Source organism: Aeromonas oralensis, assembly GCF_049665575.1.
In the GTDB taxonomy this organism is placed as follows: Bacteria; Pseudomonadota; Gammaproteobacteria; order Enterobacterales; family Aeromonadaceae; genus Aeromonas; species Aeromonas hydrophila.
On sequence record NZ_CP187186.1, the window covers coordinates 1,566,546 to 1,585,561 of the forward strand.

General features: G+C 60.1%; 14 protein-coding genes and 1 pseudogene. 9 read left to right on the plus strand and 6 right to left on the minus strand.

What is annotated here, in order from left to right; translation table 11 throughout:
• Window positions 1–7: 7 nt before the first annotated feature.
• A complete protein-coding gene (locus ACPDZI_RS07555) occupies window positions 8–1,399 on the minus strand; it encodes an alkaline phosphatase (protein ID WP_438834275.1) in 1,392 nt (463 codons plus the stop codon).
• Window positions 1,400–1,731: 332 nt separating this feature from the next.
• On the opposite strand from ACPDZI_RS07555, the gene ylqF reads away from it, so the two are divergent.
• Both ylqF and ACPDZI_RS07565 read left to right on the plus strand, forming a co-directional pair.
• Window positions 1,732–2,682 (plus strand): ribosome biogenesis GTPase YlqF, encoded by a 951-nt coding sequence (ylqF, locus tag ACPDZI_RS07560; protein ID WP_438834276.1) that lies wholly within the window; start codon window positions 1,732–1,734, stop codon window positions 2,680–2,682.
• A gap of 423 nt (window positions 2,683–3,105) precedes the next feature.
• Entirely contained in the window at window positions 3,106–4,254 is a 1,149-nt protein-coding gene (locus ACPDZI_RS07565) for an MFS transporter (protein WP_438834277.1), read from the plus strand.
• Window positions 4,255–4,413: 159 nt separating this feature from the next.
• Here ACPDZI_RS07565 and ACPDZI_RS07570 read toward each other — a convergent pair whose 3' ends face one another.
• From ACPDZI_RS07570 to dinG, 3 genes are all read right to left on the minus strand, one after another.
• Entirely contained in the window at window positions 4,414–5,310 is an 897-nt protein-coding gene (locus ACPDZI_RS07570) for a histone deacetylase family protein (protein ID WP_438834278.1), read from the minus strand.
• 85 nt (window positions 5,311–5,395) lie between these two features.
• Complete coding sequence (locus ACPDZI_RS07575) at window positions 5,396–6,055, minus strand: YccT family protein (protein WP_076361368.1); 660 nt, start codon at window positions 6,053–6,055, stop codon at window positions 5,396–5,398.
• A 173-nt stretch (window positions 6,056–6,228) separates the two neighbouring features.
• Complete coding sequence (gene dinG, locus ACPDZI_RS07580; RefSeq protein ID WP_168967067.1) at window positions 6,229–8,301, minus strand: ATP-dependent DNA helicase DinG; 2,073 nt, start codon at window positions 8,299–8,301, stop codon at window positions 6,229–6,231.
• 381 nt (window positions 8,302–8,682) lie between these two features.
• Here dinG and ACPDZI_RS07585 point away from each other — a divergent pair, with 381 nt between their 5' ends.
• From ACPDZI_RS07585 to ACPDZI_RS07595, 3 genes are all read left to right on the plus strand, one after another.
• Entirely contained in the window at window positions 8,683–9,804 is a 1,122-nt protein-coding gene (locus ACPDZI_RS07585) for a porin (protein ID WP_146062150.1), read from the plus strand.
• A gap of 230 nt (window positions 9,805–10,034) precedes the next feature.
• Window positions 10,035–10,976 (plus strand): hypothetical protein, encoded by a 942-nt coding sequence (locus tag ACPDZI_RS07590; RefSeq protein ID WP_438834279.1) that lies wholly within the window; start codon window positions 10,035–10,037, stop codon window positions 10,974–10,976.
• Between the two features lie 175 nt (window positions 10,977–11,151).
• A complete protein-coding gene (locus tag ACPDZI_RS07595; RefSeq protein ID WP_438834280.1) occupies window positions 11,152–12,342 on the plus strand; it encodes an amino acid aminotransferase in 1,191 nt (396 codons plus the stop codon).
• 102 nt (window positions 12,343–12,444) lie between these two features.
• Here the strand turns inward: ACPDZI_RS07595 and moeB are convergent, their stop codons facing one another.
• Window positions 12,445–13,200 (minus strand): molybdopterin-synthase adenylyltransferase MoeB, encoded by a 756-nt coding sequence (moeB, locus tag ACPDZI_RS07600; protein ID WP_438834281.1) that lies wholly within the window; start codon window positions 13,198–13,200, stop codon window positions 12,445–12,447.
• Window positions 13,197–14,422 (minus strand): annotated as a pseudogene (moeA, locus tag ACPDZI_RS07605) (molybdopterin molybdotransferase MoeA). Before moeA ends, moeB begins: the two are co-directional and overlap by 4 nt.
• A 305-nt stretch (window positions 14,423–14,727) precedes the next feature.
• On the opposite strand from moeA, the gene folE reads away from it, so the two are divergent.
• The 4 genes from folE (at window position 14,728) to ACPDZI_RS07625 (ending at window position 18,973) form a co-directional block, all read left to right on the plus strand.
• Complete coding sequence (gene folE, locus ACPDZI_RS07610; RefSeq protein WP_011705496.1) at window positions 14,728–15,384, plus strand: GTP cyclohydrolase I FolE; 657 nt, start codon at window positions 14,728–14,730, stop codon at window positions 15,382–15,384.
• Between the two features lie 406 nt (window positions 15,385–15,790).
• A complete protein-coding gene (locus tag ACPDZI_RS07615; protein ID WP_438834282.1) occupies window positions 15,791–17,446 on the plus strand; it encodes a methyl-accepting chemotaxis protein in 1,656 nt (551 codons plus the stop codon).
• Between the two features lie 276 nt (window positions 17,447–17,722).
• Entirely contained in the window at window positions 17,723–18,265 is a 543-nt protein-coding gene (gene abiEi / locus ACPDZI_RS07620) for a type IV toxin-antitoxin system AbiEi family antitoxin (RefSeq protein WP_421322712.1), read from the plus strand.
• A 342-nt stretch (window positions 18,266–18,607) separates the two neighbouring features.
• Entirely contained in the window at window positions 18,608–18,973 is a 366-nt protein-coding gene (locus ACPDZI_RS07625) for a hypothetical protein (protein WP_139442479.1), read from the plus strand.
• Window positions 18,974–19,016: the final 43 nt, after the last annotated feature.

A 19,016-nucleotide genomic window follows, 5' to 3' on the forward strand; every position in this document is an offset into this window, starting at 1 on the left:
ATGCTCCTTACAGCCCGGCCGCAGCCTTGACCTTGCCGAACACGGCGGTGTTGTCGAGTGAGCCGTGGAAGCTGTCCGCTCCCTGGCCGATGGCGCCTAGGAAGACGTCGGTGCCGCCGTGGGTCTCGTTGCCGATTTCGCCCACCTTGACCACTACCTCCTGGTGATAGTCGTTGGCGGAGACGGTGGCGTCATCCAGCGGTGCCACGCTGCTGCGCGGCCCGTCCACCCGGTTGTAGCCGTTGCCAAAGCCGATGATGGTGTAGGGCATGCCATCGGCATCCTTGCTCGGTTCGCCGGTTTCGTAGTTCTTCACCAGCCCGAGCACGCCGGGGTTGTCGGCGGTGGTCTTGCCGGTGCGCTTGGCATAACCATTCAGGACTAGCGTGTGGTCATGGTCGGCGGTGACCACGATCAGGGTGTTTTTCAGCTCGGGATCGGTTTTCTTCACCTCGTCGAGGGTCGCCTTGATGGCGTTGTCGAAGGCGAGGGTGTCCTGCAGGGCTCGCTTGGCGTTGGTGTCGTGCAGGGCGTGGTCGATGCGGCCCCCTTCCACCATCAGGAAGTAGCCCTGTTTCTGGTCTTTGAGCTGCTTGATGGCGGCCAGGGTCATTTGGGCCAGGGAAGGCTCGCTGGCGGGTCGGTCCAGGTCATATTTCATGTGGCTTGAGCCAAACAGCCCCAGCAGCGGCTTGCCCGCCTCGGCCTTGTTCAGCTCGTCCAGATTGCCGGCAAACTGGTAGCCCTTGGCCTTCATCTCATCGATGAGGTTGCGGCCATCCTCGCGCTTGCCCTTGTCGGTCTTGGGCAAAAAGAAGCTGCTGCCGCCACCGAGCACCACGTCCACCCCCTCTTTGAGGGCGCTGTTGTAACCGGCACCGCCGGGCACCAGCTGGGCGGCGATGTCGGCTTCCAGATCCCGGTTGCAGAGGTGGGCATAGGTGGCGGCCGGGGTGGCGTGAGTCACCCGGGTGGTGGTAACCACCCCAGTGCCGCGGCCGGCGGCCTTGGCCAGCTCCAGCAAGGTGGTGACCGGCTTGCCGCCGCTCTTGCTGCAGTTGCTCTCCTGGGTGGCGTCGCTGTCCATGCTGATGACGCCGTTGTTGCTCTTGACCCCGGTCATGTAGGCGGACATGGAGGGGGCCGAGTCGGTCACCTGGGCGTCATGGGAGAAGGTCTTGATGAAGGCCGTCTCCGGCAGGGTATCGATGGTGAGGCTGCCCTCTTCACCGACGCCGTAGATGCGGGCGGCAGTCAGGGTATTGAGGCCCATGCCGTCGCCGAGGAAGAAGATCACGTTCTTGGCGCCGGTGGCGGGTGCACTGCTGTCGTTGTTGGAGTTGCAGCCGGCGGCCAGGGCGGCGCCGATCATCAATGCAAGTCCTGCCATCTTTCTCATTGGGGTTCGCTCCTTGTAAAACCTGAGCGCAGCCTAGAGGTCGCAGATGACACTTTTAGTGAAACGGGATGACAATCCGATGAAGGTGTTGCGTGAATGTTATGTTGTATCAATAGCTTATATTAATGCAGCCGTAGCACGGGACGCCGGTGGGCGAGGGGGGCGGGTGGGGGAGAATCTGGCCGGATTGCGGGCTGGCGGCTAGAATGGCCTGTCAAATCAGGGCGTGTGCAGGTAAAATGCGCCCCCTTGCGACGCCCTGCGTCCGCCACCGCTCGCCGCTCGCACCACCGCAAGCCAGCGCCCGCAGTCCCTAGATGAGAGTAACGGATATGTCCATCAACTGGTTCCCCGGCCACATGCACAAGGCCCGCAAAGAGATTGCCGAGGTCATGCCCCAGGTCGATGTCATCATCGAGATGCTCGACGCCCGCATCCCCTTCTCCAGTGAAAACCCGCTGGTGCCCGAGCTGCGCGGCGATACTCCGGTGATCAAGGTGCTCAACAAGGCGGATCTCGCCGACCCCGAGATCACCGAGCTGTGGGTGGCCCACATGGAGCAGGAGAAGGGGATCAAGGCGTTGCCCCTGACCCAGCAGGAGCCGGAGAAGATCAAGCAGCTGCTGACTCTCTGCCACGAGATGCTGCCGGAGCGCAATCTGGAGCTGCGCGGCGTGCGTGCCATGATCATGGGCATTCCCAACGTGGGCAAATCCACCCTGATCAACACCCTGGCCGGGCGCATCATCGCCCGCACCGGCAACGAGGCGGGGGTGACCAAGTCCCAGCAGCGGATCAAGCTCGACAACAACGTCATCCTGACCGATACCCCGGGTTTCTTGTGGCCCAAGCTCAACCCGCCCTCCTGCGGTTATCGGCTGGCCATCACCGCTGCCATCAAGGACACGGTGTTTGACTACGCTGACATTGCCATGTTTGCCGCCGATTACTTCATCAAGGCCTACCCGGAGCGGATCCAGGCGCGCTATCAGCTGAGCGAGCTGCCGGAAACCGAGATCGAGCTGCTGGAGCTCATCGCCCGCCAGCGCGGCTTCATGCGCAAGGGCGGCCTGGCCGATCTGCACAAGGCGTCCGAGATCCTGGTCAACGAGTTCCGCTCAGGCCTGTTGGGTCGCATCTCGCTGGAGACCCCGGCGATGGTGAGCGTCGAGATTGTGGAAGCCGAGGCCGAGGCCGAACAGAAGGCCAAGGAGAAGGCGGAGCGGGAAGAGGAGCGTCAGGCACGGGCGCGTCGCAAGTACGCCAAGAAGCGTCATCGCTAACCGGCATTGTGCCTGGTACTGATGAAGAGGCGACCCTGGGGTCGCCTCTTCGTTGTTGGGCAGATTGAGCATCAGTGACGAAGCGGCTTGGCCACTGTGGTCGCGTACTTTTGTGTGTCGCTGCCCGCTGCCCGCTGCCCGCTGCCCGCTGCCCGCTGCCCGCTGCCCGCTGCCCGCCATCATGTTCATAGCGCCGCGAATGAGCTATGAGAATGATCGACCGGCCATGCCCTCACCAACACTGCCAAACTACCCGTTAATCAAGGGGATGAACCGGGCTGCCGAGCAAGCGCTGAGCGGTGCCAAATGAGGTTTTATTGCCTGCGCGAAAAAAACATCCCCTGCGCCAATTAACGCCGATTGACAATGGCATTGGCGGTGGCATGATGCGCTCGCATTTTGACTCTCCTCACGGTATTACCCATGACGACCTACACCCGGCCAGTGCTGTTGTTGCTCTGCGGCCTGCTGCTGCTCACGCTGGCCATCGCGGTGTTGAACACCCTGGTGCCGCTCTGGCTGGCCCATGACAATCTGCCGACCTGGCAGGTGGGCATGGTCAGTTCCTCCTATTTCAGCGGCAACCTGCTGGGCACCCTGCTGGCGGGGGCGCTGATCAAACGCTACGGGTTCAACCGCAGCTACTACCTGGCCTCCGCCCTCTTTGCCGCTGGCTGTGTCGGGCTCGGCATGACCCTTGGTTTCTGGAGCTGGCTCGGCTGGCGGTTCCTCGCCGGCATCGGCTGCGCCATGATCTGGGTGGTGGTGGAGAGCGCGCTGATGTGCAGCGGCAACGCGCGCAATCGAGGGCGCCTGCTGGCCGCCTACATGATGGTCTACTACCTGGGGACCGTGCTTGGGCAACTGCTGGTCAGCAAGCTGCCGACCGGCCTGATGGAGGTACTGCCCTGGGCGACCGGGCTGATATTGGCGGCTATCCTGCCGCTGTTATTCACCCGCATCGTCAGTGAGCGCAATGAGCAGCAAGGGAGCACCCGGGTCTGGCCTATGCTGCGACTGCGGCAGGCGCGGCTCGGGGTCGATGGCTGCATCATCTCCGGCATGGTATTGGGGTCGCTGTACGGCCTGATGCCGCTTTATCTGAATCACCGCGGGGTGAGCGATGCCGGCATTGGCTACTGGATGGCGGTGATGGTGAGCGCGGGCATCCTGGGGCAGTGGCCGGTGGGCCGTCTGGCGGATCGGTTTGGCCGCCTGCCGGTGCTGCGGGTGCAGGTGCTGGTGGTGATCCTGGGGTGTTGCGCCATGCTTGGCGGTGTGGCGATGGGGCCGGCGCTATTTGTGCTGGGCGCCGCCGGTTTCACTCTCTACCCGGTGGCTATGGCGTGGGCCTGTGAGAAGGTCGAGCACCATCAGCTGGTGGCGATGAATCAGGCGCTGCTGCTGAGCTACACCATCGGCAGCCTGCTGGGGCCGGCCTGTACCGCGCTGTTGATGCAGCACTACTCGGACAATCAGCTGTTCATCGTGATTGCCGGCGTGTCGTGCGTTTATCTGCTGATGTTGCTGCGCAAGCTGGGTGAACACCCAACGCCGGTGGCACACGCCTGAACGGGCAGCAGGACGCCAGTTTCGCTTCCCGACATGGGGGCAAGACGGAGCTAGGGTGCCCGGTATCAATAGGGTACCCGGTATAAAGAAGAGGCGGCCCCAGGGCCGCCTTGTTGGTTGCAACGGTTGTCAGGCAGAGATTGACGAAGAGATAAACGGCTAGCCGTAGTGCTTTTTCGCCTCTTCAAACAAGGACATATGTAGCGGGATCAACTGCTGCCAGTCACGCCGGTAGCCGCCGCCCGGCACGGCGGCGATGGGCAGCCCGTGCCGCTGTGCGCAGTCAAATACCATGGCATCGCGCTGGCGGACCCCTTCATCGCTCAAGGCGAGATAGCCAAGCTCGTCGTCCTTATGCACATCGACCCCGGCCTGATAGAGGATGAGGTCGGGGGCATAGAGCCGCAGCGCCAGGTTGAGCGCCTCTGCCAGCGTGGTGAGATAGGCATCGTCCGCCATGCCGCTTGGTAGGGGAAAATCCATGTGGGAGGCGGGCTTGTGGCGGGGGAAGTTGTGCTCCCCGTGCAGGGAGAGGGTGATGATGTCGCGCCGCCCCTGGCACAGTGCTGCGCTGCCATCCCCTTGATGGACATCGAGATCGACGATCAGTACCTGCTCGCAGCGCCCTTCGTCCAGGCACATCTGGGCGGCGATCACCAGATCGTTGAAGAGGCAAAAGCCGCTGCCAACGTTTCGATGGGCGTGGTGATAGCCGCCGGAGATCTGCAAGCCACAACCCTGCTCCAAGGCGTGGCGGCTGGCGGCCAGGGTGGCCCCCACCGAGCGCAGAGTGCGCTCAATCAACAGGGGCGACCAGGGGAAACCGAGCTGGCGAATGGCGCCGGCATCAAGGGTGCCGGCGAGGGCTGCCTCCACATAGGCGGCATCGTGCACCCGTTTGATCTGCTCAGGGGTGGCGGGGGCTGCTTCTGCCAGCTGATAGCCGAGGCGGCCGAGTCGCTCGAACAGCGCCTGGTACTTGGCCAGCGGGAAGCGATGATGCGCTGGCAGGGTCAGGGCGGAGTAGAGGGGGTGATAGAAGATGCGCAGTGACATGACGGCAAGGGCCTTGCTGGAGAGGCAGATATGAAAAAGGGGAGCCAGGCTCCCCTTGTCGCACGAAACGAGTGCTCGCGCGCCATTACTGCTGCTGGATCACCCAGATCTGGAAGGCTTTGCGAGTTTCCGCATCGGCCTTGTTGTACCAGTTTTGCAGCTGGGTCAGGGCTTCCGGGTTGCTCTGAGCCTTGCTGGGGGCTACTTGCACCGGGGCGCTGTTGGCGGCCATGACGGCGGCGGTGGAGATGGCAACAGTTTTGGGCTGATTGAAGGCTTTGCCCATGTTGATCAGTTCTTGCTGATAGTCACGGGTCAGCTGGAAGCCTTCGACTTTCGGCAGCACGAACTGCTCGCTGGCAACGACCTGGTTGCTGTTCTTGTCTTTCAGCGCGACCTTCTGCTCTTTGACGAACAACTTGGCTTCAGCTTCGTTGCGCGGCTTCTTGTAGTCCAGCACCAGCTTTTGGTTGTCGGCGGCGGTAAAGTTGATCACCAGCGGTTCGGCAGTGACCAGCTTGGTCTCGCTGCGGCTGGAGTAGTTGCCTTCAAAAGCGACAACCAGTTGGTGCTTGCCCGCTTTGATAGGATAGGTACTCGTCTTGTCGAGCAGCTTGGGATTGATGGATTGGCCATCGACTAGCTGTACGACGTAAGGGTTGGTCACTTCCAATTGAGCATCGGCCAGGGCACTACCTGCCCACAACAGACCAGCCAGGGCCGGCACCAGAACAGTCAGTTTCATTTCATCTCCTTGAACAGTCGGCGAGTGCCCACTGAAAAACAGGGGCTCATTTTTACAGGTTTGCCCAAGGGCAGCAATAGGCGTTTATGGCGCCTGGGTTGCCTCTCGGCCCCGTTGTTTAAAGCGAATGCGAGCCACGGCACGGGTTTTGACCGAGCCCATCGTCCCTTGTCTTACTCAATCCGACGGCTGAAGGGGGGCAGCGCGTCGAGCAGTCCCTTGCCATAACGCTTGGTCAATAGACGTCGGTCGAGGATGGTGACCCGGCCCCTGTCTGCCTCTTTGCGGATGAGACGACCGCAGGCCTGAATGAGCTTGCGCGACGCCTCAGGTACTGTCAGCTGCAGGAAGGGGTTGCCGCCCCGCTTCTCGACCCACTCGGCGGTGGCCTCTTCCACCGGCGAGTTGGGCACCGCGAATGGCAGCTTGGTGATCACCAGGTTGGTGAGGTAGTGGCCGGGCAGATCCAGCCCTTCCGAGAAGCTTCCGGTACCGAACAGGATGCTGGCCTGGCCGCCATCGCACTTTTGCTTGTGTAGGGTGAGCAGGGCATTGCGGGAGGCTTCGCCCTGCACCAGCAGGGAGAGCCCCTTGGCCCGCAGCCCCACCGCCACCTCGTTCATCTGCCGGTAGGAGGAGAAGAGCACCAGGCTCGCCTCCTTGCCTGCCAGCAGGCGGGGCAAGGTGCTGATGAGCTCCTGAGTGAAGGCGGGGGCGCTGGGCTCATGTTCCATTTTGGGCAGATAGAGCTCGGCCTTCTGGTAATCGAAGGGGGAGCGCAGCCGCAGATAGCGGGTACCATCGTGCTCTTTGAGCCCCACCTGGTGGCGGAAATAGCTGAAGGAGGAGAGGGCGGTCAGGGTCGCCGACACCAGCACGGCGCCAAGACACCTGGACCAGAGCCACTCTTCCAGCAGATAGCCGACTTCGATGGGGGAGGCATGCAGCCAGATGTCGCCGTCATCGCTCTTGACCATCCAGCGGGCCAATGGCGTCTTGCCCTCGGGCACATGGCGCCCCAACATCTCCCACAGGGCACAAAAACCCTCCAGCCGCTGCAGATAGAAGCCGCTCTCCGCCAGCAGAGGTTCTGCCTCCTTGCGGCGGATCTCGCCATCCTTCAACGCCTCGCCAATGGCGCCCTGCATTCTGTCCAGCGCCCGCAGCGCCTTCTTGCTCGCCTCCTTGAGGTTCTCCGCCAGCATCGGCAGAGGGTCGGGCAAGACGCCATCGGCGAAGCGATAGTGTTTTTCCTCATTGAACAGCCGGTCGTTGGCGGCGAGCCACTGCTCCAGCGCCTTCAGATCCGGCTGCAGGGAAGCCAGCGCATCCTGCAGCTTGAGCTGGGGATCGAGCAGGCTCTCCTTGTTGAGGGTTCTGGCCAGCTTGCCGGCACCTTGTGCCAGCTTCTCCAGCCAGCGGCGCGAACCCTTGACGCTGGCCGAGGCGGCGCCGTGATCGCGGGCGATGGTGGGCAAGTGATGGGCTTCGTCCAGCACATAGATACACTCGTCCGGCGGCGGCAGTATGATGCCGCCCCCCATGGTGAGGTCGGAGAGCAGCAGGGCGTGGTTGACCACCAGCACATCGGTCGCATCCATGTCGTTGCGGGCACGGTGGAAGGGGCAGTGCTGATGATGGCTCAGCGCCTTGTTGCAGGTGTGGCGGTCGGCGGCGATGCGATCCCAGCAGAGATCGGTGATGGGTTTGGGCCAGTTGTCCCGATCGCCATCCCATTTGCCGTCGGTGTAGGCCTGCCACAGCGCCTGATAGCAACTCTTGTCGGATTCTGACGGCTTGTGCTTGCTAAGGCTGCCGAAGTCGAGTTCGAAGTTGGCCATCTCGCTGCCGCTTGCGGCCTGTTCCAGCAGGTGCTCGCAGCAGTAACGCTGGCGCCCCTTGACCAGCATAAAGCGAAACGGCAGCTCGCTGTGGCGGTGGTAAAAGGGGAGGTCCTTGTGGATCAGCTGCTCCTGCAGCGCCACGGTGGCGGTGGAGATCACCAGCTTCTTCTGGGTGAGCCGTGCCACCGGGATGGCCCCCTGGGCATAGGAGAGGGACTTGCCGATGCCGGTGCCGGCTTCGGCCACCAGGATGCGACGCTGTTTGTCATACTCCCCGGTCAGTGTCTTGGCTATCTCGGCCACCAGAAAATTCTGCTCCTTGCGCGGCACAAAACCGGGTAAGCCATCGGCAATTTGTCGATAGGTATTGCGAATGGTGGTTTTGAGACGGGTAGACAGCATGAAAAAAATGACCGTTGCACAGGGTGAAGGGGAACAGGATACCTGCAACTGGCAACCCGGGTCGAGGCATGTGGCAACGCACAGATCCGACCTCCTCTTCTTTATATAGGGCGCGGCACCGCTATTGTGTGATAAATCACCAATCTGACCGAATAATACCAGCGGTTATCACTGTAAACGTTTTCCCATGACGTGCAAACAATGTGGGATTCAGGTCACAATTTTTCCGCTATGACTATGCTTTTCGTAAAAAGTTCCAAGTTTTTTCATTGCGGATTGGAAAACCCGGTGCTAGTCTCGGCGCCATAGTGATGCAAAGTACATCGCTAACACAGGGAATAACAACGACTTAGTGTTTAATTACAGTAGGCATTGGAAACTATGAAAAAGACAATTCTGGCTATTGCTATCCCGGCTCTGTTTGCATCTGCCGCTAACGCTGCAGTGGTTTATGACAAAGACGGTACCACTTTTGACGTATACGGCCGTGTTCAGGCTAACTACTACGGTGACCACAACAAATCTGTAGCTGCTACCGATGGTTCCTGGGGCTTCAGCGGAACTGGTACCCCGGAATATACTCCTGGTACCGCGGCTCATTACTCTGATGTTGATGGTGAGCTGATTGGTTCTTCCCGTCTGGGTTGGTCCGGTAAGATTGCCCTGAACAACACCTGGTCCGGTATCGCCAAGACTGAGTGGCAAGTTTCTGCTGAAAACTCCGCCAACAAGTTCGATTCCCGTCACATCTACGTTGGTTTCGACGGCACCCAGTACGGTAAGATCATCTTCGGTCAAACCGATACCGCGTTCTATGACGTGCTGGAACCGACCGATATCTTCAACGAGTGGGGCGACGTAGGTAACTTCTATGACGGTCGTCAAGAAGGTCAGATCATCTACTCCAACAGCTACGGTGGCTTCAAAGGCAAACTGTCCTATCAAACCAACGACGACAAGGCCGTCAAGGTTACTGACGTAGGTCAGGGCATCAAAGAAAACGCAGTGTACGGCAAGGATGTTAAGCGTAACTACGGTTATGCCGCGGCTGCCGGTTATGACTTCGACTTCGGTCTGGGTCTGAACGCAGGTTACTCCTACTCCGATCTGGAAAGCACTGCAACCAACAAAACTGGTGACAAGAAAGAGTGGGCACTGGGTGCACACTACGCCATCAACGGTTTCTACTTCGCCGGTGTTTACACTCAAGCTGACCTGAGCTACGACAACACCACCGGTGGTAACAAGGACAAAGGCCGTGGTTACGAGCTGGCTGCTTCCTACAACGTTGATGCCTGGACCTTCCTGGCAGGCTACAACTTCACTGAAGGTAAAGCTGCTTCCAACACCGCTGGTGCTGAGTACAAAGACATCGTTGACGAAACCCTGCTGGGCGTACAGTACGCTTTCACTTCCAAGCTGAAAGCCTACACCGAGTACAAGATCCAGGGTATCGACAAGATGGACGACGAGTGGACCGTTGCCCTGCAATACAACTTCTAATCTAGCCTCTGCGCTGATTGAGTTGATGAACGGCCAAGCTTGCTTGGCCGTTTTGTTTTATCTGCTTCCCACCTGATTGCCTCTCTTCTCCTCTGTTGATCATCCTCTCCTTCTCCTGTTTGGCTTGCGCCAGTTCACGTTGTCTCTTTTCTGTACTTGGCTCCCGGGCAGAGAATCGCTAGATTATTCAGCTCGTTGCAGGATGTTCGGCAGACAGGGAAGGATGACGCTTGATTGACTTTAGTCACCCACAGTGGCGGGAGCTGGCCCGCCAGCTGCTGGATAACCCCACCTCGGTGGTCCGCGCCCGCCAGTGGCAACCCCTGCTGGGCCTGCTCAAGGACAACCAGCTGCTGCTGGCACTGGGCAACCACCACTATGAGCTCACTCCCGCCGGTCGCCGCTACTTGACTCGAGAACTGACGCTGGCCGAGATCGCCACTGCGCCGCCAACCCCGGAGGAGTGGCTCCATGGGCAGGGGTGGCAACTGGCGGAGCAGGTCAACGAGCGGGTACTGGCCGCGCTCTATCGCAAGAGCGAGGTGAGCTTTACTCCCAACGAGCAGATCGACTTCGAAGACAAGGGGATCCGGCTCTGCGCCGATCAGCTGCTGCGCCTGCGCGCCTCTGAGCCATTCAGCCTCTTCTTCAGTGGCGGCGCCCTGCTCGATGCCGCCCCCTGGTTGCAGGCGCTTGGCGAGGTGGCACTGCCCGAACGTACCTTGGCCGGCCTCGGCAAGATCCTGTGGGGGGAGGGGGAGCTGCTGCGGGTGATCACCACCGACAGCGTCGGCGCCTTTGCCGAGCTGGTGCTGCCGGTGGGGACCCTGCTGGTCTGGGCTCCCGCCTCGGCGCAGCAGGTGCTGCAGCAAGTGATCGCCGCTCTGCCGCCCCAGGTGCAGTGGAGTCATCTTACCTCCCTCGACCCGAGTGGGGTTGATCGGGTGCTGACTCTGGCCCAGCGGCTGGGTCGTCCGGCCAGCTGGTGGCTGCCTACCTCACTGGCTCCCATCATGGCGGCCTATGCCCTGCCGCTGACCGACTCCCGCCCCTGGGAGCCGAGCCGGATCCCCAAGTCATTGTTGGCAGTTTGTAGCGGTTTGGTTGAGTCCAATGGTGGCTTGTCTGCCGAGGTGTGCGCGTTGGCGCCGCAGTGGCATGCCATCGGTTGAGATTGCCGCAGATCCGGCCGAAAAAGCTGTTTGCCCCTACTCTGCACGGTGATATAAAGAGTTGACGAAGCGCTCGCCAGATGGGCGCTTTTGTTTGCCACGTGTTTTGCGTGTCACGGACGGTGTGCCAACACGCTTTGCCAGCCAACGAACTCAACGGAATACAGGGAATACCATGTTTGAAAAGGTTGTTGCCGCCCCAGCGGATCCGATCCTGGGCCTGACCGAAGCCTTCCGTGCTGACTCTCGCAGCCACAAGATCAACCTGGGGGTCGGGATCTACAAGGATGAGACCGGTGCCACCCCCATTCTCCACTGCGTCAAGCAAGCCGAGCAGAAGCTCTTGACCGACGAGAAGACCAAGAATTACCTCGGTATCGAAGGCAATATCGAATATGGTCGCATCGTGCAGCAACTGCTGTTCGGGCAAGATTCTGCGTTGGTCGCCAGCGGCCGGGCCAAGACTGCTCAGGCGCCGGGCGGTACCGGTGCCCTGCGCATCGCCGCCGAGTTCGTGGTGCGCAACGGTCTGGCCAAGACTGTCTGGATCTCCGATCCCACCTGGGCCAACCACGTCAGCGTGTTCCAGGCTGCCGGCCTTTCCGTCAAGTGGTACAAATACTACGATGCCGCCACCAAGGGCCTCGACTTTGCCGCCATGCAGGCCTCGCTGGCTGAAGTGCAGGCAGGCGACGTGGTGCTGCTGCACGGCTGCTGCCACAACCCGACCGGTATTGACCCCACCGCTGAGCAGTGGCGTGCACTGGCCAAGCAGAGTGCTGCCGCCGGCTGGCTGCCGCTGTTTGACTTCGCCTATCAGGGCTTTGCCCGCGGTATCGAAGAGGATGCCGAAGGTCTGCGCATCTTCGCCGAGTGCCACGACGAGCTGCTGGTGGCGAGCTCCTTCTCCAAGAACTTCGGCCTCTACAACGAGCGGGTCGGCGCCTTCACCCTGGTCAGTGCGACCAAGGAGATCGCCGACGTCGCCTTCACCCAGGTCAAGACCGTCATTCGCGCTAACTACTCCAACCCGCCGTCACACGGTGCCGCCGTCGTCACCGCCGTGGTGAGCGATCCGGCCCTCTATACCGAGTGGGTGGAAGAAGTGGCGGCAATGCGGGTGCGCATTCGCGAGATGCGTGAGCTGCTGGTGGAGAAACTGGCGGCGCGCGGCGTGAGCCAGGATTTCAGCTTTATCCACGAGCAGAACGGCATGTTTTCCTTCTCCGGTCTCTCCAAGGATCAGGTTGAGCGCCTCAAGAGCGAATTTGCCATCTACATCGTCGGCTCGGGCCGGATCAGCGTGGCCGGTATCACCCGTGCTAACATAGATCCGCTGTGCGATGCGATCGCCAAGGTGTTGTAAGCACTACCATCGGCATCTGTTCAGTAAAAAGCCCGCCGGGGAGACTCGGCGGGCTTTCTTGTCTTTATATATAGCCGCATCATCATGCGAAAACGGCCTTGTTCACCCGTGCGAGCAGACCGGGCAGTCGGGGCGTTTGGGTAGCTTCATTTCGCGAAAGGTGCCGCCAAGGCCGTCGATCATCAGCAGGCGGCCGCTGTAACTGCGGCCCATCCCTGCCAAGAGCTTGATGGCTTCGAGCGCCTGCAGGCTGCCCACCAGTCCCACCACAGGTGCCAGCACCCCCGCTTCGACGCAGGTGAGCGCCTGCTCGCCAAACAGGGCGCTGAGGCAGGCGTAGCAGGGTTCCCCCTCCTGCCAGGTGAAGCTGCAGACTTGTCCCTCCAGCCGGATGGCGGCGCCGCTGACCAGCGGCACGCCGTGCTGGCGGGCCTTTTGGTTGAGCAGGTTGCGAATGGCCAGGTTGTCGGTGCAATCCAATACCAGCTGGTGCTGTGGCAGCAGGGTATCGAGCAGCGCCTCGTCGGCCACGGCGGCGTGGGTCTCCACGTTGAGCCAGGGGTTGAGGGCACGCAGGGACTGGGCAGCGGATTCCACCTTGTAGTGGCCGATGCGCTCATCGGTGTGCAGCACCTGGCGCTGCAGGTTGGAGAGTTCCACCTGATCGAAATCGACCAGGGTGAGCTGGCCAACCCCGGCCACAGCCAGATACTGGCTGGCGGCGCAGCCCAGGCCTCCCGCACCGATCACCAGCACATGAGCCTGCTTGAGCGCCTCCTGCCCCTCGAAGTCGAAGGACTTGAGGATGATCTGGCGGTTGTAGCGCAAGAGTTCGGCGTCGCTCAGGATCTCGCTCACAGCAGCAATCCCCCGAATGGTTCGACGGTGACCGTCTCGCCTGCCGCGACACGCCCCCGCTCGCGCTCCAGGACGATGTAACAGTTGGCCCGCGACAGGGAGCTGAACACGGCGGAGTCCTGCGAGCCGGTGCTGCGCACTTCGAGGCCGTTTGGCCCCTGAGTCAGGATGCCGCGCTGGAAGTCGAGCCGGCCCGGCGCCTTCTTGAGCGGCTCTGTGGCAATGGCTTGCAGTTGAAGCGGGCGTTCGAAACGTTGGCCGGCCAGCTTGGCCAGCGCCGGTTGCACCAGCTGATCGAAGGTGACCATGGCGGAGACCGGGTTGCCCGGCAGGCCGAAGAACCAGGCATGGGGCAGACGACCGAAGGCAAACGGCTTGCCCGGCTTGATGGCCAGCTTCCAGAAGCCGATTTCGCCGAGCTCCTCCAGCAGCTGCTTGGTGAAGTCCGCTTCCCCCACCGAGACGCCGCCGGTGGTGATGAGGGCGTCGGCTTCGCGATCGGCCTTCAGAAAGGCGGCGCGCAGTTGGGCCGGATCGTCCGGGATGATGCCAAGGTCGAGGCAGTCGCAGCCCATGCGATCCAGCATGGCCCGCACGCCGTAGCGGTTGGAATCGTAGATGTCGCCGTGGGCGAGGGGGGTACCGACCGGCTTGAGCTCGTCACCGGTACTGAAGATGGCCACTTTGAGCGGCCGACGTACCGGCACGCTGGCAATGCCGAGGGAGGCCAGCAGCGGCATCTCCCGGGCGGTGAGGCGAGTACCGGCAGCGAGCACGCTGGCGCCCTCGCAGATGTCTTCGCCGCGGCGGCGAATGTTCTGGCCGGGCACCGGCGTGGTCAAAAAGGTGATCCTGTCGCCGTCGGCCTGCGTTTCTTCCTGCATCACCACCGCATCCGTCCCGGCGGGCACCGGGGCGCCGGTCATGATGCGCACGCAGTGGCCGGCGGGCCACTCGCCCTGATAGGGCTGCCCGGCAAAGGCCTTGCCCGCCATGATGAGGGGGCGCCGCCGGCGAGATCCGCCAGCCGCACCGCGTAACCATCCATGGCGGAGTTGTCGAACGGAGGCACGGAGAGAGGGGAGGCGATATCCATGGCGAGTACCCGGCCAAGGGCCTCTGGCAGGGGCAGCTGTTCGCTGTCGCAGCAGCCGTCAAGCTGCGCCAGCATGCCCTGCAGGGCGTCGCTCAGGGGGAGTAGTCCGCTGGTATCAAATCCCATGTCATGACCTCATTGTGTGATGGAGGGGGAGTAGAGGGCGGATTATCCCAAAAATCCAGCTGGATGGGCAGGTTGCCGCGGGATAAAACCGACTGGCTGCACAGATAGGCAGCGACCGGAGCGAAAGGGTACCCCCGTATGGGGAGCGCCGGCGGGGTAAAATTCGCCGGATTGGCATAAAGTCAGGGAACGGGCTTGAGTTAGCTTGAATTATGACAATAATCGCCGTTTACTATTGCGCCAAAACAGAATGCCGTCATAGACAAGGCGGCCATCACAGTCCCTGAGCGTGGGAGAGGAACAAGATGACGAGCTTAAGTCGGGAAGCCCTGTTGGTCAGGGCCGCCCTCGAGGCCGAGGGCCTCGAAACACCTCTGGTGGCCAATGCACTGGACGGTCAGCAGAAGCGGGAGAAGATCGAAGGCCACATGCGCGCCATCATGGAGACGCTGGGGCTGGATCTGGCCGATGACAGTCTGGCGGAGACGCCGCACCGCATCGCCAAGATGTACGTCAATGAGATCTTCTCCGGCCTCGATTACGCCACTTTTCCCAAGGTGACGGTGATCGAGAACAAGATGAAGGTGGACGAGATGATCATGGTGCGGGACATCAGCCTCACCAGCACCTGCGAGCACCACTTCGTCACCATCGATGGGCTGGCCCATGTGGCCTACATCCCCCGTGGCAAGGTGATCGGGCTGTCGAAAATCAACCGCATCGTGCAGTTCTTTGCCCGCCGTCCCCAGGTGCAGGAGCGACTGACCCAGCAGATCCTGCTGGCGCTGCAGACCCTGCTCGGCACCAAGGATGTGGCCATCAGCATCAAGGCGACCCACTTCTGCGTGAAGGCCCGCGGTGTGATGGACTCCACCTCCTACACCACCACCACCTCCCTCGGTGGGGTGTTCAAGACCCAGCCCGATACCCGCGCCGAATTCCTGGCCGGCCTGAAGCGCTGATCTGCCCGGAGACGTGCCGCGGCGGCATGTCTCCTCGCTCTCATCTCCTTTTTCCTTCTCCTGGCTGCTCGCCGGTCACCCGACGATTTTCCTCAAGGGATTGGCAGACCCGGTCGATATAGCTTTTCATGGCTTGGGTGCGCTCTTTGGGAGTGCAGGCAAGCCGGCAAGGTGCCTGTTCCGGCGGTTCTCTCGACCGGGTCTTGCTGCCGTTTCCCTGCCATGCGCCATCGCGGCTTGGGCTCGGCTGTTGGGCAGATCGGCACTTTGGCAACACTGTTCGCCTCGTTCATGCAAGGACATAGATTCATCAAGGCTGGATGAGCCGCCATGGAGGCGGTGACCGCGGATCGTATCGCTACGGTCCAGACGAGCGTTATCTGTTCACTCATATCCAGGACACGCCATGAATACCAGTACCATGACCATTGGCAAGAAACTCACCGCCGGCTTTGCCGTGCTCGGCCTGATGATGGCCTTTATCGGCGGTTTCTCGTTGCTGCAGTTCGGCAACATGAACCGGGCGGCCATCGGCTTTACCGACAGCATACTGCCCGCCGTGGTGCGCACCAGCACCCTGGGTGAGACCATCAACACTCTGCGCCGCTATGAACTGGATGTGTTTCTGGTGGCGGCCGATCCGCAGCAGAGAGCCCACTATCGGGATCTCAGCGAGCAGAGCCTGCAAGAGGTTGCCCGCCAGGTCAAAGCCCACGACGCCACCATCTGGGCAGAGGATGTGGAGGAGCGTCGCACCTTCGACATCGTCAAGCAGGACTGGGACAAGTACGTCGGCCTGCACCAGCGCGTGCGGTTGATGCAGGATGGTGGCCAGCTGGCCGAGGCCCAGCAGCTGTTCATGAGCGAGGGGATCACCCTCTATACCAACCTGGCCAAGTCGGTGGCGGATCTGATCCGCATCAACCACGGCTACTCCGTCAACTCCCGTGCCCAGGTGGTGGAGGCGTTTGACAGCGCCAAGCTGAGCATCATCATCGCCCTGCTGCTGGGACTGGGGCTGGCGGCCGTGTTATCCACCGTGCTGACCCGCCAGATCCGCGATCCCTTGGTGATGCTGGCCCGTCAAGCGCAGCGCATCGCGAGCGGTGATCTGGGCAAGGGCGAACTGCAGGAGTGGGTCCGCGCCAGTCGCTTCAAGCGCGACGAGCTGGGTCAGCTCGGCGCCGCCATCGATCGCATGCAGGGTGCGCTTGCGGATCTGGTGAGCGAGATCGCCGGCTCGGTGAGCCAGCTCAGCAGCGCGGTGGAGGAGGTGAGCGCCATCTCCGAGCAATCCGCTACCGGCATGGCTCGCCAGCAGAGCGAAGTTTCCCAGGTCGCTACCGCCATGAACGAGATGCAGTCCACCGTCAACGAGGTGGCCCGCAACACCACGGACGCCATGAGTGCCGCCAAGGATGCCTCCCGCACCTCGACCCAGGGTAATCAGGTAGTGCGCAGCGCCATCAGCAGCATCGAGGAGGTGTCGGTGAAGATTGAGCAGGCGGGCGCCGTGGTGCAGCAGCTGGAGCAGGACAGCAACAACATCAGCATGGTGCTGGACGTCATTCGCGGTATCGCCGAGCAGACCAACCTGCTGGCGCTCAACGCGGCCATCGAGGCGGCCCGTGCCGGCGAGCAGGGTCGTGGCTTTGCGGTCGTTGCCGACGAGGTGCGCTCCCTGGCCCAGCGCACCCAGAACTCCACCGCCGAGATCAGCAAGATGATCGAGGTGTTGCAGGAGCGTACCGCCGAGGCGGGCAGCGCCATGCAGCTGAGTCGCCAGCAGATGCAGGAGAGCGTGGGGCTGGCCCGGGAAGCGGGCAGCAGCATCGACACCATCAATGGTGCCGTCACCCAGATCACCGACATGAACACCCTGATCGCCACCGCCACCGAGGAGCAGAACGCGGTGACGGAGGAGCTCAACCGCAGCATCGTCAACATCCACAATGCGGCCGACGAGAACGCCCTGGGGGCCCAGCAGACCGCCCAGGCTTGTGTGGAGCTGAGCAAGCTGGCCAATACGCTGCACCATATGACCCAGCGCTTTACCCTCTAAGGCTGACCCTTGGTCACAGATAACAGAAGGCCCCGCCAATTGTTATACCGTGTAGAAACGATACAAATTTAAGCTTAGGTATTCATTTACAGAGCATTTGCAGTAGTAACAAAACTAAACGAAACGGCCACAAATTTTTCGTGGCCGTTTTATCCTCAATTAGGCATAGGTGTCAGGGTTAGTTGGGGCAATTCACTAAAATTTATGCCAAGCTACGTTTTTGCCTCACTATAAAAACTCTATACATAAAATAATCTTTTTTATTACTATGTGTGTATGAAATCTTCTGAACTAGTCAAGCAACTTAGATACTTTGACCAGCAGCACGACTACTGGCTCTACTCTCTAAACGAATTGGCCCTTATCTTCCCAAGCGAAAAGCCGCAGCAGCTAAAAAACTCTCTTGTGAGGCAGTGTAAGGCTGGGAACCTATTGAAAGTGGGTGGAGGATTGTATGCTTGGCCGGATGCCCGCTCTGCTCCCATGTACCGCTTAGAACACCTCATCAATCGACTGCGTCCTCGTGAGCTGTCATACATAAGTCTGGAGTCTGCACTCAGCATGCACGGTTGGATCTCTCAGATCCCATTAGCAGTATTAACCGTGATGACGACGGGGCGTTCGTACCTTCAACAGACCGCCTATGGATTAATCGAATGGACCCATACAAAGCAGTCTGACACCACCATTTTAAATGGAACCATATGGGACCCATCAAGGGGGTGCATAATAGCGAAACCTGCTCTGGCATATCGGGACATCAGACGGATTGGACGAAATCTTGACCTTGTTATCCCACAATCCGATGTAGATGTGTAATAAGAGCTGATTTGCATTCCTACTCTCGTCATCAAGTGAGTAACTCGCTCTTTTCATCTCATACTGCCGGAGTTTTTTAAATGTCTGTATGCTGAGAGGTAACCCATTAACTTCCACAGTGGAAACTCTATTGTTTGGTATTACCACAGATGGCCGAAATTTTACGGCTTCAAGATACTCAGTCTTGGTAAATAGCGCTCGTACACATTCTTCGACATATCGTTGATAGGTTCGCTTGGGAGGCTACCTTTCCAAAGCGGAGACACTGGTTGTCGAAAAAATGAGGAATGGTTATCATACGAGACCTCAAGTAAGCATATGGGCTTTAACAAGGAGAGTACAATGAAAACCATTTTTGCCAAAACATTTGGAGGGCTGGATAAATCCTATTACCTTCGACAACTTTTTTTCGGGGCGTTACTTCCTGCGTTTATCATTTTCATGACTACCCAGAACCCAACCGCAAAGCCAATGCCGGTATCGGCAATGTTCTATTTAGGTTTAAATACGATACTTTACCCTTACTCTAAATTTGTGTGGGATAGCATTAAAAACTTTTTAATGGGAAGTAATATCGTCACACTCGCTCTACCATTTTTTTTGTTGGTTAAGCTGTTCACTATTGTTATTTGTTGGGGGATGGCGATCTTCATTGCACCAATTGGGCTAGCTTGGTTGTGGTGGCATCACAGTAAATCCGAGGTGTAAAATGAAAGCTAAAAAATTATAGCTTAGCCGATACAGGTGATGT